The organism is Cupriavidus sp. 96C5-1 (assembly GCF_057798855.1).
Genome location: NZ_JBYOJU010000005.1, coordinates 230,839 through 251,242, shown reverse-complemented (window position 1 = coordinate 251,242; position 20,404 = coordinate 230,839). Strand labels below are relative to the sequence as shown.

The window sequence follows — 20,404 nt, the reverse complement described above, 5'->3', positions numbered from 1 at the left end:
CTGGCGGCACCGCTGCGTCGCCGCCCAGCCCGACCCCACCCCACCCAGGAAAAAACGTGCCATTCATCATCGCCGGACTCGCACTGATCGGGGCGCTCATCTATGGCGCGATCTAGCTCTACATGACGGTGTCCGCGGCGCTCGGCGCGTTCGCGGGCGCTGCGGCGGTCCTGTTCTGCGCAGCGGTACTCGGCGGGCTGATGGCCGGCATGGTTCGTCGCTATCGCGCGATCCACGGCGTCACGGTCAAGGGGGAGCGGATACTTTCGCTAGCGCGCCCCTGGGGCTCGATCCGCATCGATGCCGAGCAAAAGCGCGGTGCGCTGGACGTCGGCGGCGCGCAGGCGCGGTTTATCTTCGCGGATATCGAAAGCGCAGAGCCACTGGCCAAGGACGGGAAATGGGCGCTGGGCCTGCATCTGGCGCACCATGCGCAAGGCGACTGGCATTTCCCGATGAAAGATCGCAAGGAAGCCCAACGCTGGGCAAAGATATTCAGCCTGGCGGCCACGCAGAAACTCTAGGTCCAGGGGGGGCGCTCCGCAGCCGGCGGGTTGCTACCCATGCCTGCCGTGTCCGCCGCGCCCCAGGATACCTCCCGAAACGCCTCTACCAGGAAATCCACCAGCCGGCGCACCTTGAGCGGGAGCTGCTTGCGCGTGGGGTACACGGCATGGACACCGATTTCGCTCGCGCGGAATTCAGGCATCAGCTCCACCAGTGCCCCGCGGCGCAGGTCGTCCTGGAGCATGAAGCACGGCTGCAGCATGATGCCGCCGTGCGCCAGGGCAATGGCGCGGCAGGTATCGCCGTTGTTGGTATGAACGCGGGCGCGCGTGCCCACGCTCACCCTGCCGTCCGGACCGTCGAAATGCCATTCGTCGCGGCCTGACCAGTTCGTATAGGCAAGCACGCGGTGCTGCGCCAGATCATGCGGGTGGGCCGGCGCGCCGTGCCGCGCCAGATAGGTGGGCGACGCGCACAGCACCATGCGCGTGGTGGCCAGCTTGCGGCTGATCAGCGCCGAGCTGGACAGGTCGCCGATGCGCACCGCCAGGTCGTAGCCTTCATCGACCAGGTCCACCACGCGGTCGTTGAGGGTGATATCCAGCTCGACCTGCGGATGCGCGGCCATAAAAGCGCTCCACAGGGGCGCGAGATGCAGGATGCCGAACGTCAGCGGCACATTGATGCGAACCAGGCCGCTCGGCTCCAGCGTGCGCGAGGTGATCTCGGATTCGGCGTCGTCGAGCGCGGCCAGCACCTCCCTGGCGCGCTGGTAGAAGATCCGCCCCTCCTCGGTGAGGGAGAGGCGGCGGGTGGTGCGCTGCAGCAGGCGCACACCCAGGCGCTGCTCCAGCGCATCCACATGCCGCGACACCGCGGCCTTGGACATGCGCAGGCCGTCTACCGCGCCCACGAAGCTGCCGGCGTCGACCACGGCAGTAAATACCGTCATTTCCAGGGCTCGGTCCATGAATTGGCCTCGGTTTGCGTCCTATTGTCTCGATTATCGGGACTATATATCACATCGCCCCCTGTTTATCTTCGGTTAGCGAGCCAATAGACTTTGGGCCATGGAAATGTCGAAATGGGCACGACCCGCTGGTGCGCAACGGCGCCGGCAGGCGGGGCCCGTTGCTTTGTTGCTGCAAGCCACGGCCAGGACCGGGGCATCCGGAGGACCCTCATGTTAACCGCACTGCCCGTGCTGTTTGTTTCCCACGGCGCCCCCACCTTCGCCGTCGAGCCAGGCCTGGCGGGCCCGCAGCTAACCCGGCTGGGCCGCGCCCTGCCGCCTGTCGATGCGGTGTTGGTGATTTCACCGCACTGGATGACGCAGGGCGAGGTGCGTGTCGCGGCCAGCGCGCAGCCCGATACCATCCACGATTTCGGCGGCTTCCCGCCGGCCTTGTACGCGTTGCGCTACCCCGCGCCCGGACACCCGGCGCTGGCCGCGCGCGCAGCCGCCCTGCTCGGCGCGGCCGGGTACCACGCCCGCCTCGATGAACGGCGCGGGCTCGATCACGGCGCATGGGTGCCGATGATGCACCTGTATCCCGAGGCCAGGGTGCCGGTATTCCAGGTTTCCCTGCCCCAGCCACTGGATCCTGCCGGCGCCCTGGCGCTCGGCCGCGCCCTGGCACCGCTGCGCGAGCAAGGCGTGCTGATCATGGGCTCGGGCAGCATGACGCACAACCTCTACGAGTTTCGCGGCCATGGCAGCGATGCCCCCTATGTGGCCGAGTTCACGGGCTGGGTGCGCGAGGCGGTGCACGCCGTCATGCGGAACGGCGACGTCCAGCAGTTGATCGATTACCGCCGGCTCGCACCGCACGCCGCGCGCGCGCACCCCAGCGACGAGCACTTCCTGCCGCTGCTGGCGGCCATCGGCGCGGCCAAGGCGGGAGAACCTCTGCAAGTCATCGACGGCGGCATTACCTATGGCGTACTGTCGATGGAGTCCTACGCGATCGGCCAGTCCCGGCCGGCGCAACGCACCCCGGAGATCCTATGACCCCCACCAGCATCGGCATCGGCCCGCTGATCGAAGACCCCACGACGGGCCTGCGCTATCGGCTGCGCGACGCGGCCCACGGCTCGCCCCCGGCAGCACGGCTGCTGCTATTGCACGGCGTGGGCAGCAACGAGAACAGCCTGGCGATGGTAGCCGCGCTGATCGATCCGCGTGTGCAAGTGGTACTGGTGCAAGGCCCGCTCGTCTTCGGGCCCGGCCAGCATGGGTTTTTCGAGGTGCGCTTCCAGGGTGGTGCGCCTGCCATCGACGCTGCCCAGGCGGAGCGCAGCCGTCAGCAACTGATTGCCCTGGTACGCGCGCTGCACGCCCAGGATGGCCCCCGGCCAGCGCGCACGGTGATTGCCGGCTTCAGCCAGGGCGGCATCCTCAGCGCCAGCGTCGGCCTGAGCGCGCCCGCCGACGTTGCGGGCTTCGCGGTGCTGAGCGGGCGGATCCTGCCGGAAATCGAGCCCCATATCGCGCCACGTCCAGCGCTCGGGAACCTGTCGGCCTTTATCGCGCACGGCAATCTCGACAACAAGCTGCCGGTTGCGTGGGCCGAGCGCGCCGACCAGTGGCTGGACGCGCTGGGCGTCGCGCACCTGACCCGGCGTTACCCGATCGGCCATGAACTGAACGCCGATGTCGTGGCCGATTTCAGGCAATGGCTCGCCGGCGTGCTGCGTCTGGCGTGACGGCAAGCCTGGCGGATTTGCTTTAGCATTCAGCCTCCCCCGCCAGCGGAACCGCACGGAAACCGCTGGCAAAACCCCATTTCCAACCGCATGTACAAAAAAGGCACCGCAGTAGAGATCCAGTTTTCCCCTGAGCGGCTGAACGACGGCGCGGGCGATCCATACTGGATCGACCTGACCACCGAAGAGGCGCGGCAGCTGCTTTCCCTGCTGCAGGCGCGGCTGGCCGTGGGCGAGCAAGGCACGCCCGCGCCGCTCGTGTTCAGCCTGGATGAGCCGGCGCAGGCAGCGACAGGCGAACGCGGCAATGCGCCCGCGCCGGCAAAAGCCGATGTGCCCGCTTCCTGCGCCAGCGACGAATTCAAGCAGTGGGTGTGCATCATCTGCGGCTGGGTCTACGACGAGGCCGCGGGCCTTCCGGAAGACGGCATCCCGCCCGGCACGCGTTGGGAAGACGTTCCCGCCGACTGGCGCTGCCCGCTGTGCGATGTGGGCAAGGAAGACTTTGCGATGGTGGAATTCTGAGCGGCTCACGGGTCTTCCGGGAGCGAGCCCATATGCATGTGGCTGCCATGCCGCCGGCCGGCCGGCCGGCAACCTTGCCTCGCCAGGAAGGGCAATGGCGCCGGCCGATAGCATGCCCGTTGCGTGGGGTAGCGTACATGGCCGGGCCGCGCCGGGGTTTAAGCTGATGCGGGCAATGCGTCCCCTGCGCGCCAGCCTCAAGGAGAGCCTCCATGATGCTTTACCTGCTCTCGCTTCTGATCGGCATCGTGGCTGGCCTGCGCGCGATGACAGCGCCTGCCGCTGTCAGCTGGGCGATCGACGCTGGTTTGCTGGATATTTCCGGCAGTTGGCTGGCTTTCATGGGCTACCGGTTCACACCATGGCTCTTCAGCCTGCTCGCCGTGGCCGAACTGGTCACCGACAAGCTGCCCGGCACACCGAGCCGCAAGACACCGCCGCAGTTCGGCGCGCGGCTCCTGTCGGGCGGGCTCTCCGGCGCCACCATCGGCGCGGCGGGCGGCATGCTGGTTGGCGGGGCGATCCTTGGCGTCGCCGGCGCTGTCATCGGGACGCTGGGCGGCGCGGGGGGCCGGGCGCGCCTTGTCGCGTCGTTTGGCAAGGACCGTCCGGCAGCATTGGTCGAGGATATCGTCGCCGTCTTCGGCGCCGCGCTGATCGTGCTCTCGCTGGCATAAGCACCGCCATCGGTAAGCAGCCCCGAGGTCCGGCACCGCGGCGGGCAGCAGCCCGGATCTACAGCGAATCGACCAGGCTGCGGACCACTTCCGCCAGGCGCGCGGCGCGTGCGCGCCCCCTCTCGTCCAGGCCCAGCGCGTCGCCCCCGGCTAGCGCATGCAGGCCGAACGCCGCATCGGTCATATCGCGCCACGACGGGTGATCCGCGTGCATGGCCTCCAGCGCAAGCGCGCCTGCGGCCAGCCGGTCGCGATCCGGCTGGCGGCCCGCCGCCAGGTCCTCCAATACCGCAGCCGCATCGAGCAAACCCTTTCGGTTCATTTCCGCTCCCGTATGTAGTTGGCCAGGCCCGGGTCCGTGACTGCGTAACGAGCCAGGGACACACTTTGCCGCGCCGGGCCTTGCCAGTGCGGGGATGCCATTACTTGAGCGCGATAAGCGCCGCTTTCCACCCGCTATTCCGCCAATTGGCGCGGAAGACGCACCGCTACGATCTTGACTGTAAAAAGTGATGCAAACGGCTCGGATCACACTTGGCATGCAGTTCGCCGCACCCGGGTCGGAACGATATCAGCATCTCAAGGGGCAGTGCCGTCCAACGGCTGCCCTCGCTTACCCGGATCGAACCTCGTCTCGACAGGATCACGGGCGATGCGGCAGCCAGGCGAACGGCACCGGAGTTTCTGCCCGAAGCCAGCGGCTCGTTGCAATACAGCGGACGCCCGCGGCGACGCCATCGATCAGTACTTCGCCCGAGGAAATCCGGCATGGCAGCCGTATCACCTGCCAGCTTTCGGACTTCCTGATTAGCCGGACCGCCCTGGCGGGCCGATCTCCCTCCAACACATCATTCAGAGGCTGCAATCATGGCTATTTCTTCAATCGGTGTCGGATCCAACTTAGAGCTGGCTACCCTGCTGGACAATTTGCAGAAAGCGGAAGAGAAGAAGCTTACCGACATCGCCGCAAAGCAAACCACACATACCAACAAGCTGTCCGCCTATGGCCTGCTGCAAGCGTCGCTGGCGACTTTCCAGAACGCCGCCTCGGCATTGGGCATGGCAAGCCTGTACAACAGCACCACCACCACGTCCAGCAATACCGGCGCGTTGACCGTATCGGCCGACAAGACCGCCGTCGCGGGCAGCTATGCGATCGACGTAACACAACTGGCACAATCGCAGACGCTGGTATCCAAGGGCGTCGTCGACGGCACCGGCATGGCGCTGGGCAGCGCCAAGATCACGATTGAATTCGGTACGACCGACGGCACCACGTTCACGCCCGGCACCGCGAAGGCCGCTTCGATCAACATCAACGGCACCAACAACACGCTGAGCGGCATCCGCGACGCCATCAACGCGTCCAACTCGGGCGTGACCGCCAGCATCGTCAATGACGGCGGCAGCACGCCCTATCACCTGGTGCTGACCTCCAACACCACCGGTGCGGCGTCCAGCATGCGCGTCTCGGTCGACAGCAACGGCAGCGGCGACGCCAGCACGATCAGCGGCCTGCTGGCCTACGACCCCGCCGGCACCAAGGCGATGAAGGAAAACATCGCGGCCGCCGATGCCAAGCTGACCATCAACGGCATTGCCGTGACCAGCCCGACCAACACCGTGCAGGGCGCCGCCCAGGGCATCACCCTCAACCTGATCAGCAAGAGCACCAGCACCGTCACCGTGACCACGGACACCGGCGCGATGGCCACCGCGGTCCAGAACTTCGTCACCGCCTACAACGGGCTGCAGACCACGGCCGCCAAGCTCACCTCCGTCGACCAGACCAGCAAGAGCGCCAGCATCCTGACGGGCGACGGCACCCTGCGCGCGATCCAGAACCAGCTGCGCTCCATCTTCAACACGCCGCAGACCGCCAGCAACGACAAGAGCCTGGTCAACCTGACCCAGGTTGGCATCAAGTTCAATAAAGACGGCACCATGGCGCTCGATACGAGCAAGCTGAACAAGGCGCTCACCGAGAACCGCACCGGCGTAGCCCAGCTCTTCAGCGGCGTCGACGGCAAATCCGGCTATGGCAACCAGCTGTCCAATATGGCCAAATCGTTCTCCGACACGAAGGGCTTGCTGACCACCGCCACCGAAGGGGTCAACACCAACATCAAGAACCTCAAGACCACCTACACGAAAACGTCGGCCAGCATCGACGCTACGATGGCGCGCTACCGCGCGCAGTTCCAGCAGCTCGACTCGATCATGACCAAGATGAACGCCACCAAGACCTACCTCACGCAGCAGTTCAATTCGCTGAACAACTCGTCGAACAAGTAGTCAGCACCCGCGCCGCCCTGCCTGCCCGGGCGGCGCCATCGCCTGTCTCGCTTTGCCCCGGTGGCATAACCGGGCGATACCGCTACACTATCGCCTGAATCCAGCTTGGCCCACCAGGAATCCGCCGGACATGAGCGAACAAGAACAGAGCGGCAACGCCACCCCCCCATTGCGGTCAACTTCGCGGTCAACCTCGCTGCGGCACGCCGCCAGCATCCTGGTAGTACGCGATGGCGCGGCCGGCATGGAAGTCCTGCTGGTCCGGCGCGCCGAGCGCAACGACGACCGCAGCAGCGGCGCCTTCGTCTTTCCAGGCGGCACGCTCGATCCGCAAGACAAGACCCTGCACGCTCTCTGTACCGGCCTGGACGATGCCTTGGCAAGCCAGCGCCTGGGGCTGCCGGACGGCGGGCTGGATTTCTACCTCGCTGCCGTGCGCGAGTGCTTCGAGGAGGCCGGCCTGCTTTTTGCCAGCGATGCCGGCAGCCGGCTGATCGCCCTGGACCAGCTCGACGCGCAGCAGCACGACTGGTACCGGCAATCCGCCCGGCGCGGCGGCCCGGGCATGGCGCAGCTCTGCGAACGCCTGCATGTGCGGCTGGCCGTGGATCGCCTGGCGTACCACAGCCACTGGCTGACGCCCCCCGGCTTGCCCAAGCGCTTCGACACGCGCTTCTTCGTGGCCGTGGCGCCTGCCGGCCAGACCGCCGCGCACGATGGCGACGAAGCCGTGGAGCATCTCTGGGTGCGCCCGGCCGATGCCATCGATGCGGCGCGCGGGCTCAAGCTGGTGCCTGTCACACGGCGCACGCTCGCGTCGATTGCCCGCTTCGACAGCGCGCAAGCCTGTTTCGACCACGCCGCGCAGCTTCGCGATATCGTCCGCATCATGCCCCGCCTGGCCCTGGGCAGTGGCGGCCCGCGTCCCGTGCTGCCGAGCGAGCCTGCCTATCCTGAAATCGAGCGCATCGACCCGCATGGCGAGGGCCATGCGCGCTACGAGCTGGCAGCCGGTGTCCCGGTGCGCCTGTCCGATCGCATCTGGCGCGTGACCGCGAACAACGGCAGCGTGATGACCGGGCCGGGCACGAATACGTATTTCGTCGGAGATCCGGCGCGCAACGAATGGGCAGTGATCGACCCGGGCCCCGATGACGAAACCCATGTGGCCGCGGTACTGGCAGCCGCGCCGGGACCGATCCGCTGGATCCTTGCCACCCATACCCATCTCGACCACTCGCCGGCCACGCCGCGGCTCAAGGCGGCTACCGGCGCGCCGGTGCTGGGCCGGGCGGCGCCGCCTGCGTCGCGGCAAGACCAGACGTTCCAACCCGACCGCATCCTGGCGCATGGCGAGCGCCTGGTGCTAGGCAGCGGCAGCACGCTGCGCGTCGTCCATACCCCCGGGCATGCGTCCAATCATCTGTGCTTCCTGCTCGAGGAAGAAAAGACCCTGTTCACCGGCGACCACGTAATGCAGGGCTCCACCGTCGTCATCAATCCGCCGGATGGCGACATGCAGGCTTACCTGGCCTCGCTGGCCGCCCTCCAGCAGGAAGACCTCGAATGGCTCGCACCCGGCCACGGCTTCCTGATGGCCAGGCCCGGGGACGCCATCCGCACCCTGATCCGCCATCGCATGCAACGCGAAGCCAAGGTGCTCAATGCACTGCGCGAGCTGGGCGAATCCTGCCTCGACGCCCTGCTCCTGCGCGTCTACGACGATGTTCCCGAACGGATGCATCCGGTGGCGCAGCGATCCCTGCTGGCGCACCTGCACAAGCTCGCGCTGGACGGACGCGCGGTGGAGTCCGGTCAGAAGTGGCAGCTGGCGGCAGAGAACCCGGCAGGCTAGCCCGAGGGTCCGGGCAGCCGCTTCGCCGCAATAAAGAGCCGGCCCGCGAAGGGCCGGCTCTTTCACAATTCACAACTCTGCCGTACCGGGATGTGGATCCGCGCCACGCGTCCCCGCTTACTCGGAGACGGAAGCCAGCAGCAGATCGGCTGCTGCCTCGAGCCGCTCGGGAGCCCCGAACAGCCGCGCGACGATCAGGCCATTCTGCAAGGCACCGTAAATCACCTGCGCCATCGCCTTGGCCGTCACTGGAAAGACTTTGCCATAGTCCTTTTGCGCCCGCTCGATCAGCCCCATCAGCCAGGCCTCGTTCATGCGGTAGAACGCCTTGAGTTCGGCATGCACCGATTCCGGCAGGCACAGGGTTTCGGTGGAGAGCATCCCGGCCAGGCATATCTGGTCGCTACAGGCCGCTGTGCGCAGGGATTCGAGGTACCCCTCCGCCTGCGCGCGTGGCGAAAGCGAGGTATCCACGCTGCGCAGCCGCGCCGAGATGCGGGCGCTGTATTCCTTCACGGCCTCCAGCACCAGATCGTCCTTGGCGGGGAAGTAATAGTGGATGCTCGAGGTCTTGACCCCGACCAGCTCGGCCAGATCGCGATAGCTGAAACCATTGAAGCCGCGGCGGCGGATCAGCACCAGCGTGTGTTCGAGCAGTTGTTCGCGTACGGATTGCGTTTTCATAGCGCGATCTTATCTATCTATCGATAGATCCTCAAGCCAATTTCAAGTGTAACCGCAGTGTGTGGCCGCAAAAAGCCCGACAATGCACATGCACGCCGGGTCAAGCCGGCAGCACTTGCGCGACCACCGTGGCCAGAGAGCCACTGGCAACGCAGAGCACCACCCAGCCGGCCAGGATCAGGAAGCTGTCGCGTAGATTCATGATGGACTCCAACTCGATTTCGATGCGATGTCTTTATGTCTTTGCCGACCCGTCTTTCAGCGACGGAACCGGTCTGGCCCGGCCCCGCCAATCACGACCATCCCGATGGGCACCAGCGCTCAGACGTTGGCGCCTTCAGTGAACACGTCGAACTTGCCGGTACGCGCGCCATCCGTGTAGGGGTCGGCGTTGCGAGCCGGGGAAGCCGAAACACCCGTGCGGTCCAGACCTGCCACGATGCGCGCGCCATCCGTGTACGGATCGAACTTGCCGGCACGCGCGCCATCGGTGAACTGGTCGACACTGCGCGCCGGCGCGGCCGATACGCCGATGCGGTCCAGACCTGCCACGATGCGCGCACCGTCCGTGTACGGATCGAACTTGCCGGTACGGGCACCGTCGGTGAAAGCACTGCGGGTATTGGTATTGGTACGGAATTCATAACCGTAGCGGTCGCCGGCGAAGCTGCTGTCCTTCGGGCCCGAAGCCTGCGCCTGGCCAGCGGCAAAAGCAGCGGCGAGGGTAACGGCGGTGATCAGGCTCTTGGCCAAAACGTTCGTGCTCATGATGTTCTCCATTCACATTGAGGATCCGCGCTGGGGCGGAATCGAATCTGTACGCGCCGGCATCTTCTGTTCATTTGACCGTTATCTACTAGTAGATAGATGCGAAAGCCAAAAAAAACGGGAATTTCCCGGGGCACTGCGTTGGATCCTCTTTCCTGCTTCAGCTTTTCTTGCCTGGGCGGAGCAGTGGCTTCCATGCGCTGAATATTATCTACTGATAGATAGATAGTCAAGGTGTTTTTATTGACCCGGTTACCGGCCCCTGCGCCCGCTGGAAAAAGTACGCCAGAGCCGGCAGCAGGCGGCCCTGTGCAGGAAGTGCAGATGCAACAAGGATTTACAAGCTTTTGCTTCGGCCTCCTGAAATTCACTCCTAGGATGAACTGTGCGGGGCGCAGCATTGGCACACCGTATGGAGGCATTTGCGCGCCCCGTTGGCCCTTCCGAGGTGTCTGTCCCGGCCGCCTTGCGTGCCACGGCTGGCAACCGCCCGCCCCGGCCCGATCGTTCCTTCCTGAGTCGGCAACGGCACACCTCTTCATTACCGGAGCAAACGATGCGCAGAGTACTCACAATGACGTTACTTGTTGCCGCGGCGACGGCGGCGGGCTTGAGCTACGGCCAGCAGAAGCAGGCAGACCCATACACTGACGGCGCCAAGGTGGGCAAGACCGATCCCTATACGGACGGGGCCAAGTCCGGCAAGTTCGACCCCTACACCGATGGAGCCAAGCAGTCCACGCAGATGAACCTGAACGCCACGCAGACCAAGGCCGATCCCTACACCGACGGGGCCGACAAGAGCAAGCGAGACGTCTACACGGATGGCGCCAAGACCGGCAAGCCTGATCCGTACACCGACGGCGCGAAGTCGAAATAATGACCCGAGCCGCATTCCATTGCCGTGCCGCGGTGGAGGCCATCGCGGCACGGCAATGCCGGTTCAGTCCCCATTCCTGCTTTCTGGTTTCTCGTTCCCCTCCCTGCCCTTTTCATCGCAACGCGCGCGGCGCCTGGCCGGCCAGGACCGGCTCGGGCCGTCCATGACGGCTGTCCCGCGAACCCAGCAGGACCTCGGTCGCACGCTGCGACGCCAGGATCGCGCGGGCGCCGTGTCCGCGCATGGCGGCTTCATAGCTGCCAATCGCCGCCCGCAGCGGCAAGCGGCCCGCGGCGGCCTCGCCCAGTTGCCGCGCCAGCAGGTGCGCATCGTGCAGCGCCGTGTTTGCCCCCAGGCCACCCGCCGGACTCATGCTGTGGATGGCATCGCCCAGCATGGTGATAGCATTGCCTGGCCAGGCGGAAGGCACGTCGGCGGTCCTGACGGGCTGCATCGCCAGCGCGGAACGATCCCCCTCCCGGAAGAGCGCGTGCAGCCCGGCGTGCCATTCCTTCGTCGTGCGTTCCAGGCGGGCAGCGAGCTCGTCCTGGCTCAAGGCATCCCCACCTTCCCAGCCGATGCCAAGCTTTTCACGCGCGCCGACAACGGCCCAGTAAATATAGTCCTCGGGCTTGCTCAGCCGATAGCCGGCCGGCTGCGGCCGGAACCGCATCGGATCGATGATGACCGCAAGGCCGTCGCCGAAGACGATGGATGTCCGGGACGGCAGCAGATCCGAGATCCGCTCCAGCACGGTGGGGGCCGGGTAGGTCTTGCCGTAAACGCAGACAAAGCCCGTGTCGGCCGGCATGGCGGCCGGAAGGCGGCGCCTGCGCACCATCGAATTCACGCCGTCCGCCGCCACGAGCAGGTCCGATACCGAGGATGAAGCATCCGAGAAGCTGGTAAGGACACGGCCATCGTCGCCTTCGCGATAGCGCACATAGGCCTTGCCGAAATGCACGCGGTCCCCAATGCCCTCCAGCAGGATTTCGCGCAGGGTCTGGCGGTTCACGCTCAGGTCGTCCGCTTCGCACGATCCCGCCTCGCCGCTGGCCCGCCGCCATGCATCCACCCACTTTCCTCTCACGGCTTCAAGCTGGGTATCCACCAGGTTGACGCCCTGCACGGGTAGCGCACTGGTTGCCTTGAACAAGGAGAACAGCTCGGCTGGCAGGCAAGCCTCCAGTGCCTGCTGCCCCATATGGTCGATGCGGATGCGATAGCCCTGGGTACGGCTCGCCGGCGCCGCGTCCCGCTCATAGACATCGAAGGCAATGCCGCGCCGGTTCAGGGCTTGCGCCAGGCACAGCCCGCCCAGGCCAGCGCCGACGATGGAGATATGCAGAGGTGCTGCCGGCATCGCGGACGGTGCCGGCAGGACAGCGCCATTCCGGTATTCAGCGCGCGGCGTCATCTTGCGCCCCCGCATCGTCATGCGCGCGCACCGCGCTCAGGGCTGCATTACCCAGCACCAGCGCTTCGGCCATGGTGGCCGCCATCGCCACGGGCACGCCGAACGCCTTGACCGCCATCGCGGCCTGCGCCTGCATCGCCGCCCGTCTGTCCGGATCGGGCTCGATATGGATCAGTGTTCTGCACAGCTGCCCAAGCAGCGTCTTGTGCTGCTTGAGCCATATAGCCCGCCGCTTGCGGTCCTCGTGCGTTTCTTCGGCGGCATGCGGGCCGTGGATCAGGACAAAGGGCCGGTCCTGCCCGACCAGGCTCGTCATCTCGTCGCACCACCGGCTTGCATAACCGGGCGGCATGGCTTCGCTACGGCTGGTCACGAGGGGAAATGCCGATACGTCATAGAGATGGAAGCTGGAAACATGGAAAGTGGAAATTTGTGAAATCCGGGAAGTCTGTCCTTGCATATCGCTCTCCTTGCGGCGCGGGATGCCTGCGCCTCGCCAGCAGTATCCCGGCGAAGCGGGTAGACTCGATAACGTTATCCTGCCTAAAAACAATGAATCTGAGCCATGCGATCCTCCTCTCCCGATGCCGCGCGCCAGGACACATCGCCGGAATCCGAGACCGCGGCCTTGCTGGCTGTCTTTGCCGACACCAGCGAGCAGCCGGACGGGCCCGCCCTGATCGCCATGCGCGGCGCAGACAAGGCCGGCAACGAGTTCCGGCTCGGCACCCGTGAACTGGGCTGGCACCGCCACCTGCGCGGCCAGTTGTTCTGCATCGACAACGGGCTGGTCCACGTCCGCACCCGCCATGGCTCCTGGCTGCTGCCGGCCCAGCGCGCGGGCTGGATTCCGCCGGGCGAAATGCACCGCGTCACCATCAGCGGCGTGCTCAGTGGCTGGAACGTATGGATTGCGCCTTCGGCGGCGCAAGATCTGCCAAGCCTGCCCTGCGTGGTGGGAATCAGCGAAGTCATGCGCGCCCTGGTCGGCCGTGCCGCTTCCTGGCCCGCGCCGTTCGAACTGGACGCGGCCCAGCAGCGCATTGCCGCGGTACTGCTGGACGAGATCCGGCAGGCGCCGCTAGAGCCCCTGCACCTGCCATTGCCGTCCGATCGGCGGGCCCGCCGGATCAGCAGCGCCATCCTGAAGCACCCCGAAGATCACCGCAGCCTGGTGGCGTGGGCAACGTGGGCAGGCCTGTCGCCGCGCACGCTTTCGCGCCTGTTCCTGAGCGAGACCGGCCTCAGCTTCGCGCACTGGCGGCAACAGGCCCGGCTCACCCACGCGCTCGAGCGGCTGGCGCGCGGCGAAGCCGTAGCCGAGGTGGCGGAGGCGCTGGGCTACGCCACGCCGAGCAACTTCATTGCCATGTTCCGCCGTGCCTTCGGCGACTCCCCGGCCCACTATTTCGCCAGCCGGGGATTGGGGGCGTAGCCGCGCCAGAAGCGGCCCCCGCGGCACCTTCCAAACCCATCCCTGGCGTGTTCGTAAAATTGTAGATTCTGACCTTGAATCTATCTGACTTATCAAATAATATCCCGTCAGCAGTCGGCAAACAGGAGAGGGCCTTGAAGCACTACACCAAAGAGAACTTCCACCTCACGCAGAGCGTCGGGTTCTTCCTCAACAAGGCCCGCAATCTCGTGCTGATGGAAATGGACGCTGCCCTGGAGGAACTGGACATCACCTCCCAGCAAATGGGCATCATCCTGTCGCTGGCACGCGGCGCGGCCAACACCCCGTTCGAACTGAGCAAGCTGCTGGTCATCGATACCGGCCTGATGACCCGCATGCTGGACAAGCTGGAGCACAAGGGCCTGCTGACCCGCTCGCGCAGCGTGGACGACCGCCGCGTGGTGAACCTGGAACTGACCGCCAAGGGCAACGGCGTCGCCGAGCGGATTCCCGAGATCGCGCCGGAGGTGCTGAACGCGCGCCTCAAGGATTTCAGCAAGCGTGAGTTCGACGAACTGCTCCGCCTGCTCGACAAATTCTCGGCCGCCTGAGCGCGCCTCTTTTTTTAACCATTTATCTGACAAATCAGAAAATGCAAACGCAGAAATTATCCACGGCCGGACGCACCGGACGTACCTTGCGTGCCGGCAAGGCGCTGCCCCTGCTGCTGAGCGTCTGGCTGGCCGGTTGCGCCAGCTACGCCGGCATCTCCAGCGACAGGCAGGTCACCGACCCCACGGCCCTGCAGACCGCTGCCAGCCTGCCCGCCGAGCAAGGCCGCTGGCCCGCCCCCGATTGGGCGGCGCAATTCGGCGACGCGCAGTTGCGCGCGCTGATCGCCGAAGCGATCGACGGCAGCCCGTCGATCGACATGGCCAAGGCGCGCCTTGCCGCCGCTGCCGCTTTCAGCGAAGGCGCCAACGCCAACACCTTGCCGCGCGTCGATGCCAGCTACGCCTGGACCCGCCAGCAATATTCCGGCAGCGCCCTGGTGCCGCCACCCTACGCCAGCTCCTGGCAGACCGAAAACCGTGGCCTTATCAGCGCCACCTACGAACTCGACCTGTGGGGCAAGAACCGCGAGGCCCTGGCCTCGTCGGTCTCGGCACGCCGGGCGGCCGAAGCGGAATCGGAACAGGTCAGGCTGAGCGTCAGCTCGGCGGTGGCCCGCGCCTATAACGAGCTGGCCCGCCTGTACACCCTGCGCGACATTGCCCAGGACGAAGTCGCGCAGCGCACCGCGCTGGCCCGACTCACCCATGCGCGCGCCGCCTCCGGCCTCGACACCGAAGTGGAGCAGCGCACCGCCGAGGGTGACCTCGATGCCAGCCAGGCTGCGCTGAAAGCGCTCGACGGCGCCCTCCTCGCCACCCGCTACCAGCTGGGCGCCCTGCTTGGCCGCGGCCCCGACCGCGGCCTGGCCATCCCACGTCCCGCCATGGGCCCTGGCGATGAAGTCCGCCTGCCCGGCAACCTGCCGGCCGACCTGGTCTCGCGCCGCCCCGACATCGTCGCCGCGCGGTGGCGCGTGGACGCGAGCACGCACGACATCAAGGTGGCGAAAGCCGGCTTCTATCCCGACATCAACCTGAGCGCGGCCATCGGCCTCGATGCCTTCGGCTTTGGCCGTTTTCTCACTGCCGCCAGCCGCATCGCCAACGCGGGCCCGGCCATCCACCTGCCGATCTTCGACGCCGGCGCCCTGCGTGCGCAGCTCAAGGGCCGCTATGCGGAGTTCGATATGGCGGTGGCCAACTACAACCAGACGCTGATCAGCGCCCTGACCGAGGTCGCCACGCAGCTTGCCCAGATCCGCGCCATCGATGCACAGCTGGTCGACGCGGTTCACGCCGAGCAGAACAGCCGCCGTGCCCGCGACCTCGCCCTCGCCCAATATCGCCAGGGCCTGACGACCCAGCTCACGGTGCTCAACGCCGAGACCAGCACGCTGGCCCGCGCTCAGGCCGTGGCCCAGTTGCGCATGACGCGGCGCGACCGCCAGATCGCGCTGGCTGCCTCGCTCGGCGGCGGCTACACCGATACCGCCCGCGTAGCGCCCGCCGACGTGGCCATGCGGGCCCCGGTGCCGCCGCCGCCGGACAACCGCAGTGACCGGCAACCCAGTTCCCAGATCTTGCCGACCCCTACCGATACCGAGGTGTTGAAATGACCGAAGCTACCCAAACCGAATCCGTCGACAACCACGCCCGTGCCGGCAAGATGGCCACCCGCAAGCGCATGCTCGCCGCGCTGGGCCTGGCCTCGCTGCTGGCCGCCGGCGGCTACGCAGCCTACTACTTCAGCTACGCCGCGTATCACGAAGATACCGACGACGCCTACGTCAACGGCAACCTGGTCCAGCTCACCCCGCAGGTCAGCGGCACCGTGATCAGCGTGAACGCCGACGACACGCAGATCGTCAAGGCCGGCGAAACCGTGGTCGACCTCGACCCCGCCGATGCCCGGGTTGCGCTTGGCAACGCCCAGGCCCAGCTGGCGCAGACGGTACGCCAGGTCAGCGCCCTGTACGTCAACAACAACGTCTACCAGGCCGCGATCCAGCAACGCCAGGCCGACCTGGCAAAAGCCCGCGACGACCTGCAACGCCGCAGCCAGGTCACCGAGAGCGGCGCCGTGTCTGCCGAAGACGTGGCGCATGCCCGCGATGCGGTCAAGACCGCCGAAGCCGTGCTCGAAGCCGCCCGCCAGCAACTCGCCGCCAACCGCACCATGACCGACCAGACCACGGTTGCCGATCACCCCGCCGTACAGGCCGCCGCGGCAAAGCTGCGCGATGCGCATCTCGCCTTCGCGCGCAACACGCTGCCGGCGCCGGTGACGGGCTACGTCGCGCGCCGCTCCGTACAGGTCGGCCAGCGCGTGGCGCCTGGCGCTCCGCTGATGGCCATCGTGCCGCTCGATGGCGTGTGGGTGGATGCGAACTTCAAGGAAGTGCAGCTCCAGCATATGCGCATCGGCCAGCCGGTCGAGCTGCGCGCCGACGTGTATGGCAGCAGCGTGCGCTACCACGGCCGGGTCGTGGGCTTCTCGGCCGGCACCGGCAGTGCGTTCTCGGCGCTACCCGCGCAGAACGCCACCGGCAACTGGATCAAGGTGGTGCAGCGCCTGCCCGCCCGCATCGAGCTGGACCCGGCGGAACTGCGCGCGCACCCGCTGCAGATCGGCCTGTCCATGCAGGTCGACGTGGATACCAGGAATCGCAGCGGCGCGCAGCTCGGCGCGGTGAAGAAGACGACTTACAGCACCAGCGTCTACAGCGGCTACGGCGAACAGGCCGATGCGGAAATCGCTCGCATCGTCGCGCTGAACAGCACCGCCGGCCCGGGCACGCAATCCACGGCCATTGCCGCGAAGCAGGCGGAACCCGCTGAAAAGCGCGCCGCCCTGTAGTGCCTCGACGCGATTTTTCTGCGCCATTTATCTGTCACATCAGAAATTCATACCGCAACCAAACCGAGACCCGTCGAGTCCGCCATGGAAAACGCCAACACAACCGAACAGTCCCAGCCGCTCACTGGCGGCAAGCTGGTGCTCGCCACCTTCGCGGTGGCGCTCGCCACCTTCATGAACGTGCTCGACTCGTCGATCGCCAACGTGGCCATTCCCACCATCTCAGGCAACCTCGGCGTCTCGGTTGACGAAGGCACCTGGGTCATCACGCTGTTCGCCGCGGCCAACGCGGTATCGATCCCGCTTACGGGCTGGTTGACCCAGCGCATCGGCCAGATCCGCCTGTTCGTCGGTGCCATCCTGCTGTTCGTGCTGTCCTCGTGGCTGTGCGGCGTCGCCCCCACCCTGCCGGTCCTGCTGGCCGCGCGCGTGCTGCAGGGCGCCGTCGCCGGGCCCCTGATTCCGCTGTCGCAGGCTATCCTGCTCGGCTCCTATCCCAAGCAACGCAGCGCCACCGCGCTGGCGCTGTGGGCCATGACGGCAACGGTGGGCCCGATCGCCGGCCCGGCGCTGGGCGGCTGGATGACCGACCGCTATTCCTGGTCCTGGATCTTCTACATCAACATCCCGGTGGGCCTGTTTGCCGCCGCCGTGACCTGGATCATCTACCGCTCGCGTGAGACGCCCACCCGCGCGCTGCCGATCGACACCATCGGACTGGCCGCGCTGATCACCTGGGTGGCTTCGCTGCAGATCATGCTCGACAAGGGCAAGGACCTCGACTGGTTCCACTCGTCGCTGATCGTCGGCCTCGGCGTGGTGGCGCTGATCAGCTTTGCCTTCTTCGTGATCTGGGAATTGACCGAGGCGCATCCGATCATCGATCTGCGGCTCTTTGCCGGCCGCAACTTCCTCGGCGGCACGGTGGCGATCTCGGTGGCCTATGGCGTGTTCTTCGCCAACCTTGTCCTGTTGCCGCAATGGATGCAGCAGTATCTCGGCTACCCCGCCGTGAATGCCGGGCTGGTGACGGCGCCGCTGGGCATCTTCGCCGTGATCCTGGCGCCGGTGCTGGGCAAGATCATGCCGCGCTCCGATGCGCGGGTGCTGGCCACCCTGGCCTTCGCCGGCTTCGCGGTGGTGTTCTTCATGCGCTCGGGCTACACCACCACCGTGGATACCTGGACCCTGGTACTGCCCACGCTGCTGCAGGGGATCCCCACCGCGCTGTTCTTCGTACCGCTGACCGCCATCATCCTGTCCGGGCTATCGCCGGACAAGATCCCCGCCGCGGCCGGCTTGTCGAATTTCGCGCGCGTGTTCACCGGAGCGGTAGGCACGTCGCTCGCCAGCACCGCCTGGAACGACCGCAATATCCTGCATCACTCGCAACTCGCCGAACAGGCCAGCCCGCACAACCCGATCTTCGTGCGCTCGGTGGAAGCCCTGCAATCGACGGCCGGCTTCAGCCACGATCAGGCGATGGCCTTCTTCGAGCGCAGCACCACCGCGCAGGCCGCGATGCTCGGGCTCAATGACATCTTCTGGATCTCGGGCGTGATCTTTATCGTCATCATCCCGCTGATCTGGCTCACCAGGCCGGCCAGGGGCGGCAATGCCGCCGCCGCTGCCGCCGCGCACTAGAGAAAGGACCAGGCCGCCTTGCCGGCGGCTCACGCCATCGCCCAGGCTGCAGGCCGTTTCGCGCAACCATCACGCCGGCATGCCCGGGACCACCCGTATCACGGGCCGTATTTTATGTTGCATTAAAAATGCTTGTTTAATAGAATCATTGCAGGTTGTTGCCACGCAACGCGTCGAAACCGGATATCGCGTTGGCAACCGCACCGAGGAACGACAAACGGGAACCAAGCGGTACCCGACCACCACGGGCGCCAGGGAGACGGGTGGCTGGCCGCAGGCGAATGTCTCCTCACCAGTCCCAACCCACCATTTGCGAGGCGCCATGCTGCCGCTGCTCCAGACCCCGCCACCGACCGGCCATGCCCCTGCGGGCTATCGCGGCCACCCCGCCCTTGCGCTCGCATTCCGGCCTTTCTACCTGCTTGCGGCGGCCTTCGCCGTCGTGGCCATCGGCGTCTGGGCGGCCATCTATCTCGGCTGGTGGCCCCAAGCCGGCACCCAGCCGGCCATGGGCGGCATGCTGTGGCATGCCCATGAGATGGTGTTCGGCTTCGCCGCGGCGGTCGTGGTTGGCTTCTTGTTCACCGCCGGCAAGAACTGGACCGGCCTGCAGACACCGCAAGGCGCGCCGCTGGCCGGCCTCGCCGCCGTGTGGCTCGCCGCGCGCGTGCTGATGTGGACCGGACCGGTGTTGGCGGCTACCGTGCTGGATCTTGCTTTCCTCCTGCTCTGCGCGGCGAGCTTCCTGCGCGTGCTGGTTCGCGCCGGCAGCAAGCGCAATTACGGGCTTGCCGCTGCCCTGTTCCTGCTGTGGGCGCTGAATGCACTGTTCCATGCTGCGCTGGCCAATGGCGCTGCGCCGCTGGCCTTGCAAAGCGCCGATGCCGGGATCGGGCTGATCGTGGTCTTCATCACCGTGATCGGGGGCCGCGTGATCCCGATGTTCACCGCCAATGCCGTCGCCGGGGTACGCATCCGGCGCTCGAAGCCCATCGAGAGCAGCGTCGTCGTGCTGACGCTGGCCGCGATGACCGCCAGTATCGTGGCGCCGCTGGGCGTGGCAACCGCCGCGCTCGCGCTGCTTGCAGCCCTGGCGCACGCGTTCCGCCTGGCCGGATGGGGCTCGCGTCATGCCTTGCGCAAGCCGCTTGTCGCCATCCTGCACCTGGCCTATGGCTGCCTGCCGCTGGGCCTGCTGTTGCTGGCGGCTGCCGCGCTTGGCCAGGGTGACCGTTCGACCGCTTTGCACGCGCTCACCGTGGGCGCGATCGGCTGCGCCATCATGGGCATGATCACCCGCACCGCACTGGGCCATACCGGCCGCAAGCTGGAGGCCGGCACGATGGAGAAGGCGGCATACCTATGCATCACCCTGGCCACCCTCTTCCGCGTCCTGGGGCCGCTCGCCATGCCGCAGGACAAGCCGTTCTGGATTGCCGGAGCCGCGGTGCTGTGGATGGCCGCCTTCCTGCTGTATCTGGTGAAGTACACGCCCTACCTGGCCAGGCCGCGCGCCGACGCACGGGAGGGCTAGTCGGCCACGGCGCACGGGCAACGGCGCGCGATGGCGCGATGACGC

General features: G+C 66.5%; 20 protein-coding genes. 14 read left to right on the top strand and 6 right to left on the bottom strand.

Going from position 1 to position 20,404, the window contains the following annotated elements:
- The first annotated feature begins 122 nt into the window (after positions 1-122).
- Entirely contained in the window at positions 123-524 is a 402-nt protein-coding gene (locus AC3FOF_RS09625) for a hypothetical protein (protein ID WP_488726457.1), read from the top strand.
- Here the strand turns inward: AC3FOF_RS09625 and AC3FOF_RS09620 are convergent.
- On the bottom strand, positions 521-1,477 hold the full coding sequence (locus AC3FOF_RS09620) for a LysR family transcriptional regulator (protein ID WP_488726456.1): 957 nt from the start codon (positions 1,475-1,477) through the stop codon (positions 521-523). The genes AC3FOF_RS09625 and AC3FOF_RS09620 overlap by 4 nt on opposite strands.
- Positions 1,478-1,690: 213 nt before the next feature.
- Between AC3FOF_RS09620 and AC3FOF_RS09615 the strand changes: the two genes are divergently transcribed.
- The 4 genes from AC3FOF_RS09615 (at position 1,691) to AC3FOF_RS09600 (ending at position 4,415) form a co-directional block, all read left to right on the top strand.
- Positions 1,691-2,518, top strand: a complete 828-nt coding sequence (locus AC3FOF_RS09615) for a dioxygenase family protein (RefSeq protein ID WP_488726455.1) — start codon at positions 1,691-1,693, stop codon at positions 2,516-2,518.
- The gene (locus tag AC3FOF_RS09610) at positions 2,515-3,213 is read left to right on the top strand and encodes an alpha/beta hydrolase family protein (protein ID WP_017226997.1); all 699 of its coding nucleotides are present in this window, start codon (positions 2,515-2,517) and stop codon (positions 3,211-3,213) included. Before AC3FOF_RS09615 ends, AC3FOF_RS09610 begins: the two co-directional genes overlap by 4 nt.
- A 90-nt stretch (positions 3,214-3,303) precedes the next feature.
- A complete protein-coding gene (locus AC3FOF_RS09605) occupies positions 3,304-3,738 on the top strand; it encodes a rubredoxin (RefSeq protein ID WP_276266970.1) in 435 nt (144 codons plus the stop codon).
- Positions 3,739-3,950: 212 nt separating this feature from the next.
- On the top strand, positions 3,951-4,415 hold the full coding sequence (locus AC3FOF_RS09600; protein WP_276266971.1) for a DUF4126 domain-containing protein: 465 nt from the start codon (positions 3,951-3,953) through the stop codon (positions 4,413-4,415).
- A gap of 58 nt (positions 4,416-4,473) precedes the next feature.
- Here the strand turns inward: AC3FOF_RS09600 and AC3FOF_RS09595 are convergent, their stop codons facing one another.
- Positions 4,474-4,737 (bottom strand): hypothetical protein, encoded by a 264-nt coding sequence (locus AC3FOF_RS09595; RefSeq protein ID WP_276266972.1) that lies wholly within the window; start codon positions 4,735-4,737, stop codon positions 4,474-4,476.
- A gap of 545 nt (positions 4,738-5,282) precedes the next feature.
- Between AC3FOF_RS09595 and fliD the strand changes: the two genes are divergently transcribed.
- Both fliD and AC3FOF_RS09585 read left to right on the top strand, forming a co-directional pair.
- Positions 5,283-6,710, top strand: coding sequence for a flagellar filament capping protein FliD (gene fliD, locus AC3FOF_RS09590; RefSeq protein WP_488726454.1), 1,428 nt, complete (start codon positions 5,283-5,285; stop codon positions 6,708-6,710).
- Between the two features lie 130 nt (positions 6,711-6,840).
- Complete coding sequence (locus AC3FOF_RS09585) at positions 6,841-8,565, top strand: MBL fold metallo-hydrolase (RefSeq protein WP_276266974.1); 1,725 nt, start codon at positions 6,841-6,843, stop codon at positions 8,563-8,565.
- A gap of 117 nt (positions 8,566-8,682) precedes the next feature.
- Here AC3FOF_RS09585 and AC3FOF_RS09580 read toward each other — a convergent pair whose 3' ends face one another.
- Positions 8,683-9,249, bottom strand: coding sequence for a TetR/AcrR family transcriptional regulator (locus AC3FOF_RS09580; RefSeq protein ID WP_017228320.1), 567 nt, complete (start codon positions 9,247-9,249; stop codon positions 8,683-8,685).
- A gap of 321 nt (positions 9,250-9,570) precedes the next feature.
- The gene (locus AC3FOF_RS09575; protein ID WP_488726453.1) at positions 9,571-10,017 is read right to left on the bottom strand and encodes a copper resistance protein CopQ; all 447 of its coding nucleotides are present in this window, start codon (positions 10,015-10,017) and stop codon (positions 9,571-9,573) included.
- 574 nt (positions 10,018-10,591) lie between these two features.
- On the opposite strand from AC3FOF_RS09575, the gene AC3FOF_RS09570 reads away from it, so the two are divergent.
- Positions 10,592-10,897, top strand: coding sequence for a hypothetical protein (locus AC3FOF_RS09570; protein ID WP_017228317.1), 306 nt, complete (start codon positions 10,592-10,594; stop codon positions 10,895-10,897).
- Positions 10,898-11,009: 112 nt separating this feature from the next.
- Here AC3FOF_RS09570 and AC3FOF_RS09565 read toward each other — a convergent pair whose 3' ends face one another.
- Together AC3FOF_RS09565 and AC3FOF_RS09560 are read right to left on the bottom strand one after the other, a co-directional pair.
- A complete protein-coding gene (locus tag AC3FOF_RS09565) occupies positions 11,010-12,260 on the bottom strand; it encodes an FAD-dependent oxidoreductase (protein ID WP_063637417.1) in 1,251 nt (416 codons plus the stop codon).
- Between the two features lie 37 nt (positions 12,261-12,297).
- On the bottom strand, positions 12,298-12,774 hold the full coding sequence (locus tag AC3FOF_RS09560; protein WP_017228315.1) for a hypothetical protein: 477 nt from the start codon (positions 12,772-12,774) through the stop codon (positions 12,298-12,300).
- Positions 12,775-12,879: 105 nt separating this feature from the next.
- Between AC3FOF_RS09560 and AC3FOF_RS09555 the strand changes: the two genes are divergently transcribed.
- The 6 genes from AC3FOF_RS09555 (at position 12,880) to AC3FOF_RS09530 (ending at position 20,359) form a co-directional block, all read left to right on the top strand.
- Positions 12,880-13,749, top strand: a complete 870-nt coding sequence (locus tag AC3FOF_RS09555; RefSeq protein ID WP_276266976.1) for an AraC family transcriptional regulator — start codon at positions 12,880-12,882, stop codon at positions 13,747-13,749.
- 134 nt (positions 13,750-13,883) lie between these two features.
- Complete coding sequence (locus tag AC3FOF_RS09550) at positions 13,884-14,321, top strand: MarR family winged helix-turn-helix transcriptional regulator (RefSeq protein ID WP_017228313.1); 438 nt, start codon at positions 13,884-13,886, stop codon at positions 14,319-14,321.
- 41 nt (positions 14,322-14,362) lie between these two features.
- Positions 14,363-15,940 carry an efflux transporter outer membrane subunit gene (locus AC3FOF_RS09545; protein ID WP_488726452.1) on the top strand — a complete coding sequence of 526 codons (1,578 nt, stop codon included), beginning with the start codon at positions 14,363-14,365 and terminating at the stop codon, positions 15,938-15,940.
- Entirely contained in the window at positions 15,937-17,181 is a 1,245-nt protein-coding gene (locus AC3FOF_RS09540) for an EmrA/EmrK family multidrug efflux transporter periplasmic adaptor subunit (protein ID WP_488726451.1), read from the top strand. The genes AC3FOF_RS09545 and AC3FOF_RS09540 overlap by 4 nt, the downstream gene beginning before the upstream one ends.
- A gap of 84 nt (positions 17,182-17,265) precedes the next feature.
- Positions 17,266-18,825, top strand: a complete 1,560-nt coding sequence (locus tag AC3FOF_RS09535) for a DHA2 family efflux MFS transporter permease subunit (protein ID WP_488726450.1) — start codon at positions 17,266-17,268, stop codon at positions 18,823-18,825.
- A 322-nt stretch (positions 18,826-19,147) separates the two neighbouring features.
- Positions 19,148-20,359, top strand: a complete 1,212-nt coding sequence (locus tag AC3FOF_RS09530; RefSeq protein ID WP_488726449.1) for an NnrS family protein — start codon at positions 19,148-19,150, stop codon at positions 20,357-20,359.
- The last annotated feature ends 45 nt before the right edge of the window (positions 20,360-20,404 follow it).

Excerpts from the sequence above, each read along its gene's own strand:
- AC3FOF_RS09625 (WP_488726457.1), top strand. The coding sequence starts at position 123 with ATGACGGTGTCCGCGGCGCTCGGCGCGTTCGCGGGCGCTGCGGCGGTC.
- AC3FOF_RS09620 (WP_488726456.1), bottom strand. The coding sequence starts at position 1,477 with ATGGACCGAGCCCTGGAAATGACGGTATTTACTGCCGTGGTCGACGCC.
- AC3FOF_RS09615 (WP_488726455.1), top strand. The coding sequence starts at position 1,691 with ATGTTAACCGCACTGCCCGTGCTGTTTGTTTCCCACGGCGCCCCCACC.
- AC3FOF_RS09610 (WP_017226997.1), top strand. The coding sequence starts at position 2,515 with ATGACCCCCACCAGCATCGGCATCGGCCCGCTGATCGAAGACCCCACG.
- AC3FOF_RS09605 (WP_276266970.1), top strand. The coding sequence starts at position 3,304 with ATGTACAAAAAAGGCACCGCAGTAGAGATCCAGTTTTCCCCTGAGCGG.
- AC3FOF_RS09600 (WP_276266971.1), top strand. The coding sequence starts at position 3,951 with ATGATGCTTTACCTGCTCTCGCTTCTGATCGGCATCGTGGCTGGCCTG.
- AC3FOF_RS09595 (WP_276266972.1), bottom strand. The coding sequence starts at position 4,737 with ATGAACCGAAAGGGTTTGCTCGATGCGGCTGCGGTATTGGAGGACCTG.
- fliD (WP_488726454.1), top strand. The coding sequence starts at position 5,283 with ATGGCTATTTCTTCAATCGGTGTCGGATCCAACTTAGAGCTGGCTACC.
- AC3FOF_RS09585 (WP_276266974.1), top strand. The coding sequence starts at position 6,841 with ATGAGCGAACAAGAACAGAGCGGCAACGCCACCCCCCCATTGCGGTCA.
- AC3FOF_RS09580 (WP_017228320.1), bottom strand. The coding sequence starts at position 9,249 with ATGAAAACGCAATCCGTACGCGAACAACTGCTCGAACACACGCTGGTG.
- AC3FOF_RS09575 (WP_488726453.1), bottom strand. The coding sequence starts at position 10,017 with ATGAGCACGAACGTTTTGGCCAAGAGCCTGATCACCGCCGTTACCCTC.
- AC3FOF_RS09570 (WP_017228317.1), top strand. The coding sequence starts at position 10,592 with ATGACGTTACTTGTTGCCGCGGCGACGGCGGCGGGCTTGAGCTACGGC.
- AC3FOF_RS09565 (WP_063637417.1), bottom strand. The coding sequence starts at position 12,260 with ATGCCGGCAGCACCTCTGCATATCTCCATCGTCGGCGCTGGCCTGGGC.
- AC3FOF_RS09560 (WP_017228315.1), bottom strand. The coding sequence starts at position 12,774 with ATGCAAGGACAGACTTCCCGGATTTCACAAATTTCCACTTTCCATGTT.
- AC3FOF_RS09555 (WP_276266976.1), top strand. The coding sequence starts at position 12,880 with ATGCGATCCTCCTCTCCCGATGCCGCGCGCCAGGACACATCGCCGGAA.
- AC3FOF_RS09545 (WP_488726452.1), top strand. The coding sequence starts at position 14,363 with ATGCAAACGCAGAAATTATCCACGGCCGGACGCACCGGACGTACCTTG.
- AC3FOF_RS09540 (WP_488726451.1), top strand. The coding sequence starts at position 15,937 with ATGACCGAAGCTACCCAAACCGAATCCGTCGACAACCACGCCCGTGCC.
- AC3FOF_RS09535 (WP_488726450.1), top strand. The coding sequence starts at position 17,266 with ATGGAAAACGCCAACACAACCGAACAGTCCCAGCCGCTCACTGGCGGC.
- AC3FOF_RS09530 (WP_488726449.1), top strand. The coding sequence starts at position 19,148 with ATGCTGCCGCTGCTCCAGACCCCGCCACCGACCGGCCATGCCCCTGCG.